17 protein-coding genes are annotated in these 19315 nt (G+C 38.3%); 15 read left to right on the top strand and 2 right to left on the bottom strand.

Translation table 11 applies throughout. The features are described 5' to 3' along the window. The first annotated feature begins 183 nt into the window (after positions 1-183). The 9 genes from DK866_RS08765 to DK866_RS08805 all read left to right on the top strand — a co-directional run bounded on the left by DK866_RS08765 (position 184) and on the right by DK866_RS08805 (position 10249). Positions 184-1377, top strand: a complete 1194-nt coding sequence (locus tag DK866_RS08765; protein WP_109408584.1) for an MFS transporter — start codon at positions 184-186, stop codon at positions 1375-1377. Positions 1378-1818: 441 nt separating this feature from the next. Then, complete coding sequence (locus DK866_RS08770) at positions 1819-3201, top strand: S-type pyocin domain-containing protein (protein ID WP_162556996.1); 1383 nt, start codon at positions 1819-1821, stop codon at positions 3199-3201. Further along, positions 3198-3677: a DUF6392 family protein gene (locus DK866_RS08775; RefSeq protein ID WP_109408585.1), complete on the top strand. Its 480-nt coding sequence runs from the start codon at positions 3198-3200 to the stop codon at positions 3675-3677. The genes DK866_RS08770 and DK866_RS08775 overlap by 4 nt, the downstream gene beginning before the upstream one ends. Positions 3678-3855: 178 nt before the next feature. Next, positions 3856-4365: a DUF6392 family protein gene (locus tag DK866_RS08780; RefSeq protein WP_109408586.1), complete on the top strand. Its 510-nt coding sequence runs from the start codon at positions 3856-3858 to the stop codon at positions 4363-4365. Positions 4366-4522: 157 nt separating this feature from the next. After that, on the top strand, positions 4523-5032 hold the full coding sequence (locus DK866_RS08785; protein ID WP_109408587.1) for a DUF6392 family protein: 510 nt from the start codon (positions 4523-4525) through the stop codon (positions 5030-5032). Between the two features lie 321 nt (positions 5033-5353). After that, positions 5354-6700 (top strand): NCS2 family permease, encoded by a 1347-nt coding sequence (locus DK866_RS08790; protein WP_109408588.1) that lies wholly within the window; start codon positions 5354-5356, stop codon positions 6698-6700. A gap of 127 nt (positions 6701-6827) precedes the next feature. Further along, on the top strand, positions 6828-7331 hold the full coding sequence (locus DK866_RS08795) for a GNAT family N-acetyltransferase (RefSeq protein ID WP_109408589.1): 504 nt from the start codon (positions 6828-6830) through the stop codon (positions 7329-7331). A 393-nt stretch (positions 7332-7724) separates the two neighbouring features. Then, positions 7725-9374 (top strand): Na+/H+ antiporter, encoded by a 1650-nt coding sequence (locus DK866_RS08800; protein WP_109408590.1) that lies wholly within the window; start codon positions 7725-7727, stop codon positions 9372-9374. Positions 9375-9376: 2 nt separating this feature from the next. Further along, positions 9377-10249 (top strand): carboxylate/amino acid/amine transporter, encoded by an 873-nt coding sequence (locus tag DK866_RS08805; RefSeq protein WP_109408591.1) that lies wholly within the window; start codon positions 9377-9379, stop codon positions 10247-10249. Here the strand turns inward: DK866_RS08805 and metR are convergent. Beyond that, complete coding sequence (gene metR / locus DK866_RS08810; RefSeq protein ID WP_109408592.1) at positions 10164-11117, bottom strand: HTH-type transcriptional regulator MetR; 954 nt, start codon at positions 11115-11117, stop codon at positions 10164-10166. The genes DK866_RS08805 and metR overlap by 86 nt on opposite strands. Positions 11118-11223: 106 nt before the next feature. On the opposite strand from metR, the gene metE reads away from it, so the two are divergent. Both metE and DK866_RS08820 read left to right on the top strand, forming a co-directional pair. After that, the gene (gene metE / locus DK866_RS08815) at positions 11224-13497 is read left to right on the top strand and encodes a 5-methyltetrahydropteroyltriglutamate--homocysteine S-methyltransferase (RefSeq protein ID WP_109408593.1); all 2274 of its coding nucleotides are present in this window, start codon (positions 11224-11226) and stop codon (positions 13495-13497) included. 175 nt (positions 13498-13672) lie between these two features. Continuing rightward, a complete protein-coding gene (locus tag DK866_RS08820) occupies positions 13673-14500 on the top strand; it encodes a hypothetical protein (RefSeq protein WP_109408594.1) in 828 nt (275 codons plus the stop codon). A gap of 92 nt (positions 14501-14592) precedes the next feature. Here the strand turns inward: DK866_RS08820 and DK866_RS08825 are convergent, their stop codons facing one another. Next, positions 14593-14985, bottom strand: coding sequence for a YidB family protein (locus DK866_RS08825; RefSeq protein WP_109408595.1), 393 nt, complete (start codon positions 14983-14985; stop codon positions 14593-14595). Positions 14986-15529: 544 nt separating this feature from the next. On the opposite strand from DK866_RS08825, the gene udp reads away from it, so the two are divergent. The 4 genes from udp (at position 15530) to rmuC (ending at position 19267) form a co-directional block, all read left to right on the top strand. After that, the gene (gene udp / locus DK866_RS08830) at positions 15530-16288 is read left to right on the top strand and encodes a uridine phosphorylase (protein ID WP_023583501.1); all 759 of its coding nucleotides are present in this window, start codon (positions 15530-15532) and stop codon (positions 16286-16288) included. Between the two features lie 152 nt (positions 16289-16440). Further along, positions 16441-17223 (top strand): tyrosine-protein phosphatase, encoded by a 783-nt coding sequence (locus DK866_RS08835; protein WP_109408596.1) that lies wholly within the window; start codon positions 16441-16443, stop codon positions 17221-17223. 70 nt (positions 17224-17293) lie between these two features. Beyond that, entirely contained in the window at positions 17294-17824 is a 531-nt protein-coding gene (locus DK866_RS08840; protein ID WP_109408597.1) for a DedA family protein, read from the top strand. 102 nt (positions 17825-17926) lie between these two features. After that, entirely contained in the window at positions 17927-19267 is a 1341-nt protein-coding gene (gene rmuC / locus DK866_RS08845) for a DNA recombination protein RmuC (protein ID WP_109408598.1), read from the top strand. Positions 19268-19315: the final 48 nt, after the last annotated feature.

Here is a 19315-nt window from a genome sequence, read left to right on the forward strand (position 1 = left end):
ACGGCGAAGTGAGAATATTGTGAAAGGCAAAGATCTTCGTGAGTCAAATGGAGATCTTTCTCTGATTAATGTTGTTTTTTAAGCATGTTTATCTATTTCTTATCCCCTATAATACAACAATATTTTATTTAACCCCCTTTCTTTTATTACAGAGGTTTCTGTTATTCACAGAAACAAAATAACATGTCACATCAAAATTATCGCCAATCTGAAATTTTTGCGATAACAACTATCACGGTAAGCATTGGCGTTATCGGGATTGTTATCGGATTAACTATTCCCATGGTTGCACTACGTCTTAATTTAGCGGGTATTAGTGAATCTATCATCGGACTTATTTCTGCCGCACCAGCTATTGGGATGTTAATTATTTCACCTTTTGCTCGGCGTATTGTGCAATGGATTGGTAAACGCTTTGCGATGCTTTTAGCAACCATTATTTCTGCAATCAGTTTATTACCCTTAATGGGAAGCTTACCGCTAGAGTTGTTATTTTCTTTACGACTTATCACTGGTATTGCCAGTGGTGTGATGATTTGTTTAGGAGAGACATGGATTAATGAGCTTTCACCAGATAATAAACGTGGGCGAATTTTAGCGGTATATACTACGGTATTTACTATCAGCCAGTTATTAGGGCCTTCAATTATTGCGCTTTATGGCGTCGCAGATAAAACACCTATTTTAATTAGTGTCTTTATTCATATTATCTCTATTGCCCTGTTTTTAATGATGGATCAGAAAACAGGAGATAAATTACCAAAAGATACGCAAGAGCCGAATTTTTCTATTATTCGTTTTGTTAAAGTTGCACCCGCAATCTGCGGCGGTATTGTTTTCTTTGCTTTTTTTGATGGTACCGTACTTTCTATGTTTCCTATTTATGGCCTAAGTATGGGACATACTGAAGCTATTGCAGCCATGATGATAAGTGCTATTTTAGCCGGTGACGCCATTATGCAAATGCCATTTGGCTGGCTTGCTGATCATATGAACAGAACGCGGTTATATCGAATTTGTGGTGTGGTGACTTTACTCGCAAGCTTATTATTACCGATCACGATGTCTCATACATTTTTGATTTGGCCTCTATTACTGGTGCTGGGGGCAACAGCGGGTGCGATATACACCATTGCATTAGTACAAATAGGGCAATATTTCTCAGGTAATGATCTGATGGTTGCAAATGCGTCTGCGGCGATGTTATGGGGAATTGGTAATTTGTCTGGGCCTTTGCTGGCTGGCGCGTTGTCAGAAATTTCTTCATCTTCACTACCATTTTTATTGGTTGCCATGACTGGCTTATTCTTAATATCAACGATGGAACGTTGGAATCTAGGCGTTGAAGCACTCAATAGTAGTAGTAGCTCATCTTAATATCATTCCTCTTCTATCGTATTCCATTTAGGGTGTTAGGAGTGCGATAGAGGAAATCTCTTTTTTCTTCATTTCTAAATATTTAACTTTATCTTATTGTTTTTTATAAATGATTATAATTATATTTCGTAATTGTACTTATTTTAAAATTTATTAAGAATAATCTAGAAATGCCTATATTGAACAGAAAGTCGTTTGCTAAAACAACACTTATTCATCTAACGTTAGAAGTAGAAGACGACATTATCTTCAGATAAAAATAACGAATACTGCAAACCATTGATCGCCACACATAGGGAACGAGCGGTATTATTTATCTAATTAACTGATTAATAATGGATAAATATACCTATTTATTATCTTATTTGAAGTGAATTCAATAAAAACAATTAATTAAGATATTTTCATTTCACTTAATACTATTGTTTTAGGAAGTAATGAATGCCGGAATATTTTATTCATAGACGAAGAGATGAAGATAAAGGAAAAACGACAGCAGGAGGTCAGGTAACTCCTGTTTCTGTTTCCATAGCGTCAGCTAAACTTTTCATGGAAGCGCGTTCACTATCCTATGCGTCGCCTAAATCCATCATATTACCTAAGCCTATCTTTAAACCTACCCCCGTGCCTTATCAAGGTGTCCTCAATGCCGTTAAAGATATTGCGATTGCCTCTCGATGGGGGGTTTTAGGCTTACTTTTTCACTCTGAGCCTGCTGGAGATCCAAACGAAGACCAACTATTCATCAGTAGAATGATAAATTCGCCCCTTTTAGTCGGCGGTTTTTCTCGATCACCTCAGACAGTCAAAGGACAAAATTATACGGAAGAAGCCACTTTACGGCAGCTTGCTCATAAAAAAAGCACCGTCATCACGGGCGTTCGATTCAGGATTGTTGATGATGAAAGTACAGGATATGCCACCAAGGTCGCTGGGTATGTTGTCAATGAAGCCAGCGGACTCAATCATGTCAGAGTCCGATTTGCTGAGCGTCATGAAGATGGCACAGCCACATTCTTAGATCCTGATATTGAAGGAACATTTCATTGGGACATGGTAGGGAATACCGCAGAATATATCCCCTCAAACACCAGTGATGCTTTTCATGCCGTTAAGTTTAGTTTGGATAATGGGCGACAAGAAACGCTTATTCATGATGGGGGTGAGTTTGGCTATACAACGCCCCCACTCCCGTTACCTGAACCTCAAGAAATTTGGCGCTTACCGAACCCTATTCCTGAACAATCGCTGAATGCGCCTCCTGGTTTTCCTGAAGAACGACAAGAAGGTTGGGTCGAAACCTTTCCCTTGGAAGAAGACGATTTTAATGATTTTATTATTGTCGACCCTTGGGGGGAAGTGCCCGCCATTTATGTCTATTTTCAAAAGGCACCAGTGAAATTTTTAGAAGTCGATTATTACGGAAATTTTAAAGGACGTTCTAGACAAAAACTCTATGAGATTGACCATTTTCCCTCACAAGCCGCAGTTAGACTTTATTTAAAATCAATAGACTCTGATATGTTAGAAGATGATTTAGTTGCAGAATTAGATAAAGTGGCATCCGTCGCTATCCCGAGATCCGTACACCAAGAATGCAGTGAAACCTACGGTGGCAGAAATAATAGCTGGGTTGAATTAGACGATGATATCAAACTACGTCGAAAAGAGTATGACGGTCAGGATTTAAAAGCAGCGGTTGAGCGAAATTGGGAAGCCGATCGACGATGTTTAAAAGCGGAATATAATGTATCGGATGAAAAGCTGGATAAAGTCTTGGCAGAAATACACCGATTAAATAGGGCAAGAGGATTATATCAATGAGTGTGAATATTGAAGCCTTAGTGCTGCGATTAGGGGATACCTATGATGAACTTTATAGCGACGGATTAATCCCTTATAAAACTAAACCGCAAGGTAATTCGGGTGATGATGTTTTAATATTACGAATGAGTAAAGAGTATGTTTTTTTAGCTTTTGAAAATCCATCAAAAAAACTCGCTCAAATGTCACTGACATTAATCCCCGATGATATGAAAAATGGCTGGGTATTCCCCAATAAAATCCCGTTTGGGTTAGAACAGGTTATGACTGACCAATGGCTTTATCAACATATTGGCAATCCGATTAGGAGAACACTGGAAAGAATTATCTTAGGGACTCTCTATGGTAAGACAGAAGTGTTTATATTAAAAGAGAAGACAAACTCAAATCAAAAAGTTGCTTTAATAGCAAGTTTTCATCCTACCCTGAAAAATTTTGTTAAAAAAATAGGATTTGAATTATTAGAAGAAAGGTAGAAAACCGATCACTACAAATAATCCCTTTTATGTTAAACGGGCGAGTTAGTTAAAGTCGTCCGTTTATCCATACTCACGTCGTTCAAAACGATTTTAAGGCATGATCACCCTATCAAATATAATTGGATGAAATCTTGGCAGAATTACACCGATTAAATAGAGAGGAAGGATTATATCAATGAGTGTGAATATTGAAGCCTTAGTACTGCGATTAGGGGATACCTATAATGAACTTTATGACGATGGGTTAATCCCTTACAAAACTAAACCGCAAGGCAATTCGGGTGATGATGAAGTGACTCTCAGAATGTCCAAAGAATATGTTTTTTTATCCTTTAAAAATCCATCAAAAAAATTAGAGCAAATTACACTGACATTAATTCCCGATAATATGAAAAATGGCTGGGTATTTCCCAATAAAATCCCCTTTGGGCTAGAACAGGTTATGACAGACCAATGGCTTTATCAGCATATGGGTAATCCAATTAGGCGAGCTCCTGAAAAAACAGTACTGAATAATTTTCTTGGTAAATCAGAAGTCTTTATATTAAAAGAGAGGACTCACTCAAATCAAAAAGTCTCTCTTTTGGTTAACTATCACCCTGAAATGAAAGGCTTTGCTAAAAAAATTACATTTGAACTATTAGAAGATTTAGAAGCGCGTTGGAAGCCAGATCACTACAAATAATCCCTTTTATGTTAAACGGGCGAGTTAGTTAAAGTCGTCCGTTTATCCATACTCACGTCGTTCAAAACGATTTTAAGGCATGATCACCCTATCAAATATAATTGGATGAAATCTTGGCAGAAATACACTGATTAAATAGAGCAAGAGGATTATATCAATGAGTGTAAATATTGAAGCCTTAGTGTGGCGATTAGGGGATACCTATAATGAGCTTTATGATGATGGGCTTATTCCCTATAAAACCAAACCACAAGGTAATTCAGGTGATAATTCTTTAAAGTTACGGATGAGCAAAGAATATGTTTTTTTAGCTTTTAAAAATCCATTAAAAACACTCTCTCAAATTACACTGACATTAATTCCCGATAATATGAAAAATGGTTGGGTATTTCCCAACAATATTCCATTTGGGCTAGAACAGGTTATGACTGACCAATGGCTTTATCAGCATATGGGTAACCCGATTAGACGAGCACCAGAAAAGGTTCTCCTAGGGACTCCCTATGGTAAAGCAGAGGTATTTATATTAAAAGAGCAGACTCACTTAAACCAAAAAGTCTCTCTTTTGGTTAGCTATCACCCCGAAATGAAAGGCTTTGCTAAAAAAATCACCTTTGAACTATTAGAAGATTTAGAAGCGCGTTGGAAGCCAGATCACTACAAATAATCCCTTTTATGTTAAACGGGCGAGTTAGTTAGCGAACTAAAAAGTGGTAACGGCACCCTTCTTTTCCTCTTTTTCTTTTTTTCTGACTTGAAATTATCTTTTTATGACATTTTTATTAAAAATGTATTTTTTCGCTTGATTCTTACCCTAAAAGCACCAGATAATCGTTTGCGTCAAATTCTCTCACTTAATCCACACGAAAAACCAAACGTTTGCTTTTGACTCCCTCTTAAGATTTTTATCGGTAAGAGGTTATTTTAATTTATACGTAATCGTTTTCGTTTTTTGGAGAGTGAACCGTTTTTATGTCAGAGGAATGTAATGTCTGCTAATCAATCAGCAACCACAGGTAAACTGGATAGCTATTTTAAACTTACAGCTCGCGGTACAACTGTTCGCAAAGAAATGATCGCCGGTTTGACGACATTTTTGGCGATGGTGTATTCCGTGATTGTTGTTCCTAGCATGTTAGGGCAAGCCGGTTTTCCACATACAGCGGTTTTTATCGCAACCTGTTTAGTCGCGGGATTGGGCTCTCTTCTAATGGGATTGTGGGCAAATCTTCCTATGGCAATTGGTTGTGCTATTTCATTAACAGCATTTACCGCTTTCAGCTTGGTCTTAGGACAAAACATCTCTGTACCTGTTGCTTTAGGTGCTGTGTTTTTAATGGGGTGTTTATTCACCGTATTCTCATTAACTGGCATTCGCACTTGGATATTAAAAAATATTCCGACAGGTATTGCTCATGGCGCAGGAATAGGGATAGGGCTATTTCTACTTTTAATCGCAGCAAACAGTGTTGGATTAGTGGTGAAAAACCCATTTGATGGTTTACCTGTTGCAATGGGGAAATTCACTTCATTTTCTGTTCTGATGTCACTTGCTGGATTAGCCGCTATTTTCGGATTAGAAAAGCGTAAAGTACCGGGTGGCGTGCTATTAGTGATTGTTGCCATTTCGATTATTGGTCTGATTTTCGATCCTAATGTAAAATACCAAGGTGTTTTTAAAATGCCTCAATTAGGTGAAGAAGGGCTTTCTTTATTATTCGCAATGGATATTAAAGGAGCATTACAACCTTTAGTTTTACCAAGTGTACTTGCATTAGTAATGACTGCGATTTTTGATGCAACTGGAACTATCCGTGCGGTGGCAGGGCAAGCCAATTTATTAGATAAACGCGGACAAATTATTAATGGCGGAAAAGCACTAACTTCTGACTCCGTCAGTAGTATTTTTGCGGGTGTGATTGGTGCAGCCCCAGCTGCAGTTTATGTTGAATCAGCCGCAGGAACCGCCGCTGGTGGTAAAACAGGATTAACCGCAACAGTGGTGGGTATTTTATTTTTACTGATCCTTTTCTTATCGCCTCTCTCTTATTTAGTTCCAGCTTATGCAACAGCACCTGCGTTAATGTATGTAGGTTTATTGATGCTAGGTAATGTCACTAAATTAGATTTCAGTGATTTTGTTGATGCTATGTCTGGCATGGTGTGTGCTGTATTTATTGTTTTAACATGCAATATCGTCACAGGCATTATGTTAGGTTTTGGCTGTTTAGTGATTGGTCGAGTATTTGCTGGCGAGTGGCGTAAACTCAATATTGGTACAGTATTAATTACTATTGCTTTAGTGGCATTTTATGCGGGCGAGTGGGCGATTTAATTCGAATCATCGGTTTTAAAGACAAAAAGCGGAATATATCTATATTCCGCTTTTTTGCTATTTATTTATCTACTTTAATTCGCTATTGTCGAAATTAAGCTTAGTTTTTAAATAATTGGTAGAATATATGCAAGAAATAAAAATACGCCATGGCGAGCCAGACGACGCAACCGCAATTCAACAGTTATATACTCATCCTGATTTATATATTTGTACTTGCCAATTTCCTTACCCTTCTGTGACGATGTGGAAAAAAAGATTACTCGAATTTGCAGAACAAAATATTCCTAATTTTGTAGCAACTATTGATGGTCAAGTTGCGGGGCATTTAGCTCTGATAATTGATAATCATCCTCGTCGTCGCCACATTGTCAGTTTCGGTATTGGTGTTGGTGCAGAGTATTCTGGAAAAGGTGTCGGTAAGTTACTTATCAATACAGCAATTGATTATGCATTCAATTGGTTAGCCGCAACGCGTTTAGAGTTGGAAGTGTATTCAGATAATGAAAAAGGCTTACATTTATATAAAAAATTAGGCTTTGAAGTTGAAGGTATACGCCGTAAAGCGGCGTTTAGAGATGGAAAGTATTGTGATGTCGTCATGATGTCGATGTTAAGAACGATTGAATAATCATGTGAATAAGCGACATTGCTCTAAAAATTAATCGATATTGTCTTTTATTTGTTATTTTTATTTAATTTCTTAATGTTTTACGTTTGTATACGAGTAATTACATCGTTTAGACGGAAAAAGAGAAATAAAAACGTATGCTTTCGATGTTTAATGCCGTTAATAAATAAAGAGTAATGAGAAGTGCGCAATTTGTAGCGTTAGATACGATTAATCTTAATTTTAAATAATTACACATGAGTCTGTGTGGGATCTGTTTAAAATAAGGAAAGGTAAAGAAAGGCATGGCGCATAAATTTTTGCAGGGTGTGTTTTTTTATCATTCAGTAGGGTTTTCTTTTTTAAGGAAAAGATAACAAGTTTTTGGGATAAAAATAGGCATGTAAGGGTAACATGGAAATTTTCTTTACTATTTTGATTTTAATACTGGTGGTTTCAGTTTCGGGGGTTATTACAAAACTAATTCCCTTTCGTGTTCCGTTACCATTAATACAGATTGTGATAGGGGCTTTATTGGCATGGCCTCAATTTGGTTTACATGTCACTTTTGATCCTGAATTATTCCTCGTCCTATTGATCCCTCCTTTGTTGTTTGTTGATGGTTGGAAAACGCCGACACGAGAATTTATTCAAAATGGGCGTGAGATTTTTATTCTTGTGCTTGTTTTAGTGATGGTAACTGTTGTTGGTATTGGTTATTTAATTTATTGGATGATGCCAAGTATCCCTCTGATTTCTGCATTCGCATTAGCGGCGGTGCTTTCACCAACGGATGCGGTAGCTCTTTCTTCCATCGTTGGTAAAGGGCGAATACCTAAGCGAATAATGGGTATTTTAGAGGGTGAAGCATTAATGAATGATGCTTCAGGTCTGGTTGCCTTGAAATTTGCGGTTGCTGTAGCAATGGGCACTATGGTGTTTACTGTGGGGGGCGCGACACTTGAGTTCTTTAAAGTCGCTGTCGGCGGATTATTGGCCGGTATTGGCGTCACCTTGATTTACAGTAAATCTCTGCGATTAATGAGTCGCTGGAGTGGTGATGATCCTGCTACACAAATCGTCTTTATGTTATTGCTACCTTTTGCGTCCTACTTAATTGCAGAGCATATTGGTTTTTCAGGAATTTTAGCTGCTGTTGCTGCAGGTATGACTATCAGTAAATCCGGTGTAATTCGTAATGCACCACTCGCAATGCGTTTACGTGCTGATAGCGTGTGGTCAATGCTTGAATTTGTCTTTAACGGCCTTGTCTTTATTATGCTCGGCTTACAACTTCCGATTATTTGGACAAGCTCTGTTATTCAGGCCGATCTTGATCCAGAAGTCGAAGTGTGGATGTTGTTTGCTGCCGTATTTGTCATCTATTTTGCATTACTTATTTTACGTTTTACATGGTTATGGCTGATGAAAAAAATTAGCCGTATCTTTATGAGAAAACACCCACTTGATTTTGCCAATTATACAACGCGTGAACTGTGGCTTTCGTCATTTGCTGGTGTTCGTGGTGCGATTACACTAGCAGGTGCGCTCTCTATTCCACTCTTTTTAACTGATGGCAGTACTTTCCCTGGTCGTTATCAAATCATCTTTATCGCAGCGGGTGTTATTTTACTGTCAATCCTTGTCGGTATTATTTCGCTTCCTTTCCTGTTGAAAGGCGTGAAAACTACGGATAAAGAAGCCGATAAAAATGAAGTTCGTTATGCGCGAAAAATTATGGCAGAAGTGGCGATTGTCAGCTTGAATAAAATGGAAGAGCGTTTAGCTGCTAGTACAGAAGAGCAACTTGATGCAGAAGAAATTAATGAAGTTGCTTCCCGGGTAACAGGCTATTTACGACGTCGTACTGCAAACCAAGATGAAATGGTTCATAACATGTTAGAAGAAGATCTTGAAAGACGTTTTCGCCTAACTGCATTACGTGCTGAACGTGGTGAGCTTTACCATTTAAGGGCTACGCGAAAAATCAGTAATGAAACACTCCAATTGTTGCTACATGAATTGGATTTAATGGAAGCACTGTTAGTTGAGAAAGATAGTTAATTATGTGGTTGCTCATTATTACAACACTGTTATGGGCAGCCTCTTTTAGCCTGATCGGCGAGTATCTTGCGGGTCAGGTTGATAGTTGGCTCTCTGTTTTGATCCGTGTTTCTTTAGCGGCTTTGGTCTTTTTACCTTTCTTACGTTGGAAGGGAATTCGTTTTAAGGTGATTTTGCTTTATATGAGTGTGGGAGCTTGCCAACTTGGTATTATGTATCTGTTTGTCTTCCATGCTTATAACTATTTGACTGTCGCAGAATTCTTACTATTTACCGTATTAACACCGCTTTATGTCACGTTAATTTATGATCTATTAGAACGCCAAAAATTACGCTGGGGTTATGCATTCAGCTCCTTATTAGCCGTGTTAGGGGCCGCTATTATTCGTTATGACCATTTAAGTGATGATTTTTGGTATGGATTGTTATTAGTGCAACTTGCTAATATTTTCTTTGCTATCGGTCAGGTGGGTTATAAGCGATTAATGGAAGTACATCCAATTCCACAACATCATGCGTTTTCTTGGTTTTATCTTGGTGCAGTTGCCGTTTCACTGGTTGGTGCGTTGTGTTTTGCTGATTGGCAAAAAATGCCAACAACATCGCTGCAATGGGGTGTTTTATTCTGGTTAGGAATAGGGGCTTCTGGAATAGGTTATTTCATGTGGAACTATGGTGCCACACAAGTTGATGCTGGAACCTTAGCTATTATGAATAACATGATGGTTCCAGCTGGATTATTAGTTAATTTCTCTATTTGGCAACAACATCCAAATTGGCCAAGTTTCATCATAGGCGCGAGCCTGATTGTTGCATCACTTTGGTTCCATCGACGCTGGATACACCGACCTGTTTTACAAAAGGAAGATTGTTAACAGCGTGCTGACCTGATAAACGAATAAATTCACGAATTGCCGGTTGATGTTGCTCCCCATTACGGTTGGCTGCATATAACCGGCTCCATAATCCTTCGCCTAATGTTTTTGTCACCACTAATCCTTGTTTTTCAAAATTTTCTACTGCCCAATGAGGTAGAGCTGCGATCCCCATGCCAGCTGCAACCATTTGAATTAACAACAATGTATTATCGACATGTTTAAAATGTGGTGTTATTCCTGCGGGTTGTAAAAAATGGCGCCACACATCAAAACGCTCTCTTTGCACAGGATAAATAAATAAGGTTTCTGCAATTAAATCTTGTGGCTGAATATGTAATCGATTCGCGAGAGGGTGTTCAGGCGATAAAACTAGTTTAACTTCATAGTCAAACAGCGGGGTATAATGTAAACGTGCATCATCTAAAATATCAGAGGTTAGCACTACATCTAATTCACGTTGTAGTAATGCAGGTTGTGGATCAAACGTAACCCCCGAATGGAAATCGACATTGACTTCAGGCCATGTTTGGCGATATTGCTGTAATGCGGGTGTTAACCATTGAATACAACTATGGCATTCAATCGCAATATTCAAATTTGAACTCCCTGGCTCATTACATGCTTCAATCGCTCTGCGTACGAGAGGCAGAACTTCTTCGGCTAATTTGACCAACACTTCACCTTGTGAGGTAAAACGCAGTGGTTGGCTTTTACGCACAAAAATTCGATAACCTAGACGATGTTCTAATTCACTAAATTGATGTGAAAGAGCCGACTGTGTTTGATGTAGTTGATTTGCTGCGTTAGCAAGAGATCCAGTGTGCTTTAGTGCCAATATCGTTTTTAAGTGTTTTATTTCTATCATGAGAAACCTTCATGTTGTTGATGAAAAATTTGCGCTTGTGATTTATACACTACCTGTAGATTATGGATGTGTAAACATCTAGACGGCTAAAAACAGGATTTTAATTATGACAATTCGCAATCACACACTGGGTTTCCCTCGTATTGGCTTAGATAGAGAGCTAAAAAAGGCACAAGAAAATTATTGGGCAGGTAAGATTTCACAAAAAGAACTTATTGCAGTGGGTAAAGAACTCCGTGCTCGTCACTGGCAACAACAAGCAGATGCAGGTGTGGAATTATTACCTGTTGGTGATTTTGCTTGGTATGACCAAGTATTAGGAACAAGTTTATTGTTAGGTAACGTGCCACCTCGTCATCGTAATGAAGATGGCTCATTAGATCTTGATACATTATTTAGAGTTGCGCGTGGTAGAGCGCCAACGGGTAAGCCTGCCGCTGCATCTGAAATGACGAAATGGTTTAATACTAACTATCACTATATCGTACCGGAATTCCAACAAGGTCAATCATTTACCTTTGCATGGAAAGAGTTATTAGATGAAGTAGATGAAGCATTAGCTCTTGGTCATAAAATAAAACCAGTGTTACTGGGTCCGGTGACTTATCTTTGGTTAGGAAAAGTGAAAGGGCCTGAATTTGATCGATTAACGCTTTTAAAAGAAATTCTCCCTATCTATCAACAAGTTATTAATGCATTAAAAGAGAAAGGTATTGAGTGGGTACAAATTGATGAGCCTGCATTGGTATTGGATTTACCAATTGAATGGCAAAACGCATACCAAACTGCTTATCAAACATTAGCGGGGCAGGTTAAATTACTGCTGACAACTTATTTTGATAGTATTTCTCATCATCTTGATATTATTAAGAACTTACCTATTAATGGGCTTCATGTTGATCTTTCAGCAGGTCAGGATGATTTGCAACATTTACATCAAACATTACCTAAAGATTGGGTGCTGTCATTAGGTGTTATTAATGGCCGTAATGTTTGGAAAGCTGATTTGAGCACTCGTTATCAGCAAGTCATTGCGCTAAAAGGTAAACGTCCATTATGGATCGGAACTTCATGTTCATTACTGCATAGCCCAATTGATTTAAAGGCAGAAACTAAACTTGATGATGAAGTAAAAAGTTGGTTTGCTTTTGCTGTTCAAAAATGTGAAGAAGTGGCTTTGTTGACTCAGGCACTAAATGCGTCCGAAGGCGAGTATGATGATCAATTGGCACAATACAGTGCCCCAATTCGCCAACGCCAACATTCTACACGTGTGCATAATGCTAAAGTGGCAGCTCGTTTAGAGGCGATTAAAGCGCAAGACAGTGAAAGAAATTCACCTTATACCCAACGTGCAGAAGTTCAACGTGCTCGGTTTAATCTGCCACTATGGCCAACCACGACCATTGGCTCATTTCCTCAAACCACTGAAATTCGTACTGTACGCCTTGATTTCAAAAAAGGAAATATTGATACAGTAGCTTATCGCAAAAACATTAGTGAACATATTAAGCAAGCGATAACGGAGCAAGAAAACCTAGGACTTGATGTATTAGTGCATGGTGAAGCTGAACGTAACGACATGGTGGAGTATTTCGGTGAGCACTTTGATGGCTATGTCTTTACACAGAATGGGTGGGTACAAAGTTATGGCTCACGTTGTGTAAAACCACCAGTGATTATTGGCGATATTAGTCGTCCAAAAGCGATTACTGTGGATTGGGCAACTTACGCACAATCATTAACTGAAAAGCCAGTTAAAGGAATGTTAACAGGGCCAGTGACAATTTTATGTTGGTCGTTCCCTCGTGAAGATGTGACGCGTGAAACCATTGCAAAACAGATTGCGTTAGCACTGCGTGATGAAGTGAATGATTTACAAAAAGCGGGTATAGGTATCATCCAAATAGATGAACCAGCCTTACGTGAAGGATTACCACTGCGTCGTGATGAATGGCAAACTTATCTTGATTGGGCCGTTGATGCCTTTAAATTAAGTGCCGCTGTCGCTGATGATGAAACGCAAATTCACACGCATATGTGTTATTGCGAGTTTAACGACATCATGGATTCTATTGCAGCACTGGATGCTGATGTGATTACTATCGAAACTTCACGTTCAGATATGGAGCTTTTAGAAGCCTTTGAACACTTTGATTACCCAAATGAAATTGGGCCTGGTGTTTATGATATTCACTCGCCTAACGTGCCAAATGTAGAATGGATTGTGGGATTATTAAGAAAAGCGCAATCACGTATTCCAGCAGAGCGTTTATGGGTGAACCCAGATTGTGGATTAAAAACACGAGGCTGGACTGAAACACGCGCAGCATTAGCGAATATGGTGGAAGCCGCTAAATATTTACGCCAGAACGTATAATAAAATAATTACTTGTTAGCCTGCTATTTTTGAATGGTTACTTTGATAAAAAGTCACATCATTAAAATAGCAGGCTAATTTTATATAAATAAAAAAGAGCATTAATTAAAACTCGGAGCAAATCTTATTATTGATATTCTAGAGAGTTGTTATACTGCGAGAACTCGCTAATTTTATGGATATAATTATTGTGCAAACTAGCATTAAACTTTCGGATAAAGTATTAGATGCTTTTCCAACTCGACCTTTGGCATTGGTTCCACTAAGAGGAGATGGTGGACTATTTCGCACCTTATTTCTAGTGGTTGTGATGTTAGCATTGACTGTATTTAGTGCATATCAAATCCCTAATATTCTTTATGATTATAAAATCAGTGAGAATGCGATTCCTATTAATGCTACAGTAAAAGGCTCTTGTCGATCACAACTCTTTGTTTTAACTAACTGTAGTGTTGATTTGCGTTATAAAGGTAATGAGGTTTCACGTAATTTTACCTTTTTAGATTTAGGTTCAAAGGATGTACTTGTTGAACCCGTTGCTGATGCAAATGATCTTAGCAAAATGACCGTTGATGTAGCGATAGATAATATTTGGCTTCGCCTAATTAGTACGGTTATTTTTATCGGCTTATTTGGGATTAGTGTGATCTTTTTTATTTATCGTCAAATATTGACGAGTAAAGTGAGGAAAGCCTTATTATCAGTGGGAACTCAACCGCTAAAATTAATAGCGATCCCAGCAAAAATGGTTGTGAGTAATAAGCAATTTATTGCAACTTATCATCTTAATTTAGACGGTAAAGATATTCGTATTGCTTATTCAGGAAATAAAAAAACACCGCCTATTGTAATTGAAAGAAATGGAAATACTTATGTATTAGCCGTTTATTCGCCACAACAGAATATCCCTTATGCTTTGGATGTGCCTTTAGAGCGTATTCAAGCAACGCCAGAAGAGAAGCAACGTTTTCATGACGCGTTAATTGAAGAAGGTTTGCTGTAATCAATTTTGATTATTAAGAATGTGATGCGTTTTCTCTTATGGGGTGTAAGGGAAAACGCATTAAATAAGTACGATTAAAACAGTTTGTTTATTTAACCACCAAAAATCTTCGCTTTTAGAATATCCATCCCCGCACTGACTAAATCTAAATCTTTAGGTACCACACCATCTGGTGTCACTTTATTAATTAATTTAGGGAGATATTGTGCTGCCATTTCAGAGGCTTCAGTTGCACTTAAATTAATCTTTGACGCAAGTTCATTAATAACAGGTGATGAGAAAACAGTTACGATTTGTTCAGCACTGATAGGTAAATTTGTATTTGTACTTATCCAAGATTGGATCAGCTCACTTAAACCCGCTGTATCAAATTGCTTTATTAAGCCTTCAATGCCACCTTGAGACTCAACCCAGTCGAGGACAGTTTTATATTGATTGATTTTTTCGCCACCCAATAGGCTTGCAATTTGGTTAAATAAGCTCATGTTTACTCCTGTGACAAGGTGTTTGTCACATTAAGATGTTTGTTTTAAGGGCGGGTAGTGTACGCGTTATGTTCGTTATACTTCAAGCTACTCGTTATACTTCAAGCTACTCGTCATACTTCAAGTCGTAGCGTTGTTGACTTCATTCTCTCGCGCTAGTCACATACTATTGTATGCTCCTAGCGACTCGTTCATTTGTCGCCTAGCTACATCTTGAACTATTTAGAGTATTTACTCGTCATACTTCAAGTCGTAGCGTTGTTGACTTCTAGCTATATCTTAAACTATTTAGAGTATGTATGTATTTGGGTATTTATATTCGCTAGGGTTTTTATTGCATCTATACTAGTAAGCGAATATGGGTGATGTATTCGCTGAAAATGTATTTCGAATGCCATTTTTAGTGATTATGGTCACAATTTTATGAAATTGTTGCTTTATTTGGTGCCTTGTAAGTGATGTTTGTCACTAAAAAGGTCTGTAAAGCTGATAAAGTAAGTCTTAATTTAATGATCATTGGTTTTGTCCCATTGAGGAGTCCGATATGTCTGATGTATTTCACTTAGGTTTAACCAAAAATGACCTACAGGGTGCCACTTTAGCAATTGTTCCAGGTGATCCTAAGCGTGTTGAAAAAATTGCAAAATTAATGGATAACCCTGTCCATCTGGCTTCTTTACGTGAATACACGTCATGGCGTGGTGAAATTGATGGCAAAGCTGTCATTGTTTGCTCAACAGGTATCGGTGGCCCATCTACCTCTATCGCAGTTGAAGAATTAGCACAATTAGGTATTCGTACTTTCTTGCGTATTGGTACAACAGGTGCAATTCAAGAACATATCAACGTAGGTGATATTCTTGTGACGACTGCTGCGGTTCGTTTAGATGGCGCAAGCTTACATTTCGCACCAATGGAATTCCCTGCTGTTTCTGATTTTGAATGTATGAATGCACTGTACAAAGCTGCTAAAGACAATGGCTCAACTGTACACGTAGGTGTAACTGCGTCTTCTGATACATTCTATCCAGGACAAGAACGTTACGACACTTATACAGGCCGTGTTGTTCGCCGTTTCAAAGGCTCTATGAAAGAGTGGCAAGAAATGGGTGTAATGAACTATGAAATGGAATCTGCAACATTACTAACAATGTGTGCAAGCCAAGGTTTACGTGCAGGTATGGTTGCGGGTGTTATCGTAAACCGTACTCAGCAAGAAATTCCAGATGCAGAATTACTGAAGAAAACAGAAAATAATGCACTTGGTATCGTTATTGAAGCAGCTCGTATTTTAATGAAGTAAGCGTTTTCAATTGAATGCTAAAGCCCTTAATACAAAAGTATTAAGGGCTTTTTTTGTATGGTAATTCATCACGTTAATATGACATGACAACAGAAGATGATTTCTGTTAAGGTCTTTAAGAATTTAACAACATAATAATGAGAAGAGGCGTTATGACTGATATCTTACAAACACATCCTTCGGTATTGCCTTTAGTTGGTGGGATCAACTTTCGTGATTTAGGTGGAAAAAAATTAAGTAATGGTGGTGTTATTAAACCTGGAATGCTCTTTCGCTCAGGATCACTGGATAGATTAACCCATACAGATCAATCTCTTCTCATCGATAGAAATCTTTTTCAAATCATTGATTATCGTGACGCAGGCGAAATTATTGATAAACCAGATCGGGTTTGGGAAGGTGCTCAATATTATCACGCACCTGCAAATCCATTATCAAAAGAAGTCTCCGCTAATCTTGAAAAATTGACACCTGAAATATTAGAGCAATTTGATGCCAAAGCATTTATGTTTCAGCTATATAAATTATTACCTATCAATAATCCCGCATATAAACAACTGGCTACGCTATTAAAGCAACCTGAAAAAGGGGGCGTAGTGCAACATTGTGCAGTAGGTAAAGATAGAACAGGCGTTGGTTCTGCATTAGTTTTGTTTGCATTAGGTGCTTCTTTAGATGTGGTGATGGAAGACTATCTACTGACTAATGAAACATTGGCACCTTATCGTGCTTACCTTCTAGAAGAACATGCCAAGACCATGAGTGAAAATATTGTTGATAAATTTGCTTATGTTTATTCCGTACAAGAAGAATTTCTACAAACGGCGTTAACCAGTATTAATCAGCATTACGGTAATGTGGATACTTGGCTAGAGAAAGATATCGGTTTAGATGCTTCTAGCCGAGATGCCTTACAAAATTATTTTCTTGAATAATAAAGTGATTTATATTCGGTTAATCAGTCTGTTTTATTTCACTTAGGTTAACCGATTTAAGGCCTCTATTTTGACAGTACAAGATATCATTCATACCATCACTCTCTTTGTAAAAGAGCACGAAATTTGGGCTATTCCTATCGTGTTCTTTCTTGCTTTTGGTGAATCACTTGCTTTTATCTCTTTGCTGATCCCCGCAACGGTTATTTTATTGGGATTAGGGGCTTTAATTGGTGAAAGTGGCTTATTTTTTTGGCCGATTTGGCTTGCTGCTGCATTAGGCGCTTTTTTCGGAGATTGGGTCTCATACTGGGTAGGTTTTCACTATAAAGAGGGCGTGAGAAACTTATGGCCAATTTCGCGCTCACCACAAACGCTTGTTAGAGGCCATCAATTTTTTAATCGTTGGGGGATCTGGGGCGTATTTATTGGGCGTTTTTTTGGACCTTTTCGTGCGATTGTTCCATTAGTTGCGGGTATTTGTGCAATGCCACAGCGTTATTTTCAAATTGCTAATTTAACATCAGCCATGATCTGGGCATTTGGTATTTTGGCGCCCGGTGCCTTTGGTTTGCAATGGCTTGCGAAATGGGTGGGATAACTGCGTCCTTTATCGCAAATCAAGTCACGATGTAAATTGTTGCTAGACAATATTACCTATGCGTTTTAACTTAGCCCGCTGGAAAGTAAAAAGGTCACTTTAGTGGATATTCAGTTGTTATATGGGATCATTGGTTTATTAGGCGGTGTGCTCGTCGGTGGTGCGCTTGTTTGGTGGTCTATCCAACAACGTTTAGCTGATAAAGAAGCCATGCTGCGTGAAAACTACACACAGCTTGCCGTTGCCCAAGAAAAATCAGCAATTATCCCTTCTTTACAACAGCATATAGAACAACTAGAGCAAGAATTGCGCGCTCAACGAGAAATTATTACCTCTCAAGAAGCAGAATTAAGAGAAGTAACAACGCGGTGGGAAGAGAGTCGTTTATCTGCTGAAGAAAAACAGCGACTATTAGTCAATAGTGAGCAACGGCTTGCGACACAGTTTGAAAATCTGGCTAATCGTATTTTTGAACAAAGTGGGCGTAAAGCCGAAGAGTTAAATCGACAAGGACTAACGCATTTGCTGTCACCTTTTCGTGAACAATTGGAAAGTTTTCGACGCCAAGTTCAAGATGGTTTTGGGCAAGAAGCCAGAGAGCGACATACCTTAGTTCATGAAATTCGCCAGCTTCAACAATTAAATGTCAAAATGGCACAAGAAGCGGTGAATCTAACAAATGCCTTAAAAGGGGACAATAAAGTCCAAGGTAATTGGGGTGAAACGGTATTAGCGCGTATATTAGAGTCTTCAGGATTACGTGAAGGCCATGAATTTGAAACGCAGGTGAGTATTCGCCATGAAAATGGCGGTCGCTATCAACCTGACGTTATTGTGCACTTACCCCATGGTAGGGATGTCATTATCGACGCTAAAATGTCGCTGGTGGCATATGAAAAGTATTTTAGTAGCCATGATGATAATGAACGTAAACAGGCGCTTTATGCACATGTGAACTCAATTAGAACGCATATTAAAGGATTGAGTGTAAAAGATTATCATAAACTACCGGGTGTTACGTCTTTAGACTATGTTTTGATGTTTATACCCATAGAGCCAGCTTATCTTGTTGCAATTGGTCATTCTCCTGACTTGTTAGAAGAAGCATTGAAAAACAATATAATGTTAGTTGGGCCATCTACTTTACTTGTTGCTTTGCGTACAATAGCCGCATTGTGGCGATATGAATATCAAAGCCAAAATGCGCAAGAAATTGCGGATAGAGCGGCTAAAATGTATGACAAATTAAGACTTTTCGTTGATGATATGCAAGGGCTAGGAAATAGTATTCAAAAAGCGCAGTCTGGCTATTTATTGGCGATGAAAAAACTCTCTGAAGGTCGCGGAAATCTTATCAGTCAAGCGGAAGGCTTTAAATCCCTAGGGGTAGAGATAAAAAAAACGATTGATAATGATCTCATTGAAAAATCGACGTCTGATTGATTTGAAAAATAAAGAGACAAAGATTTCTGAAATAAGACCAGTACTGAA

Source organism: Proteus genomosp. 4 str. ATCC 51469 (genome assembly GCF_003144375.1).
GTDB lineage: Bacteria > Pseudomonadota > Gammaproteobacteria > Enterobacterales > Enterobacteriaceae > Proteus.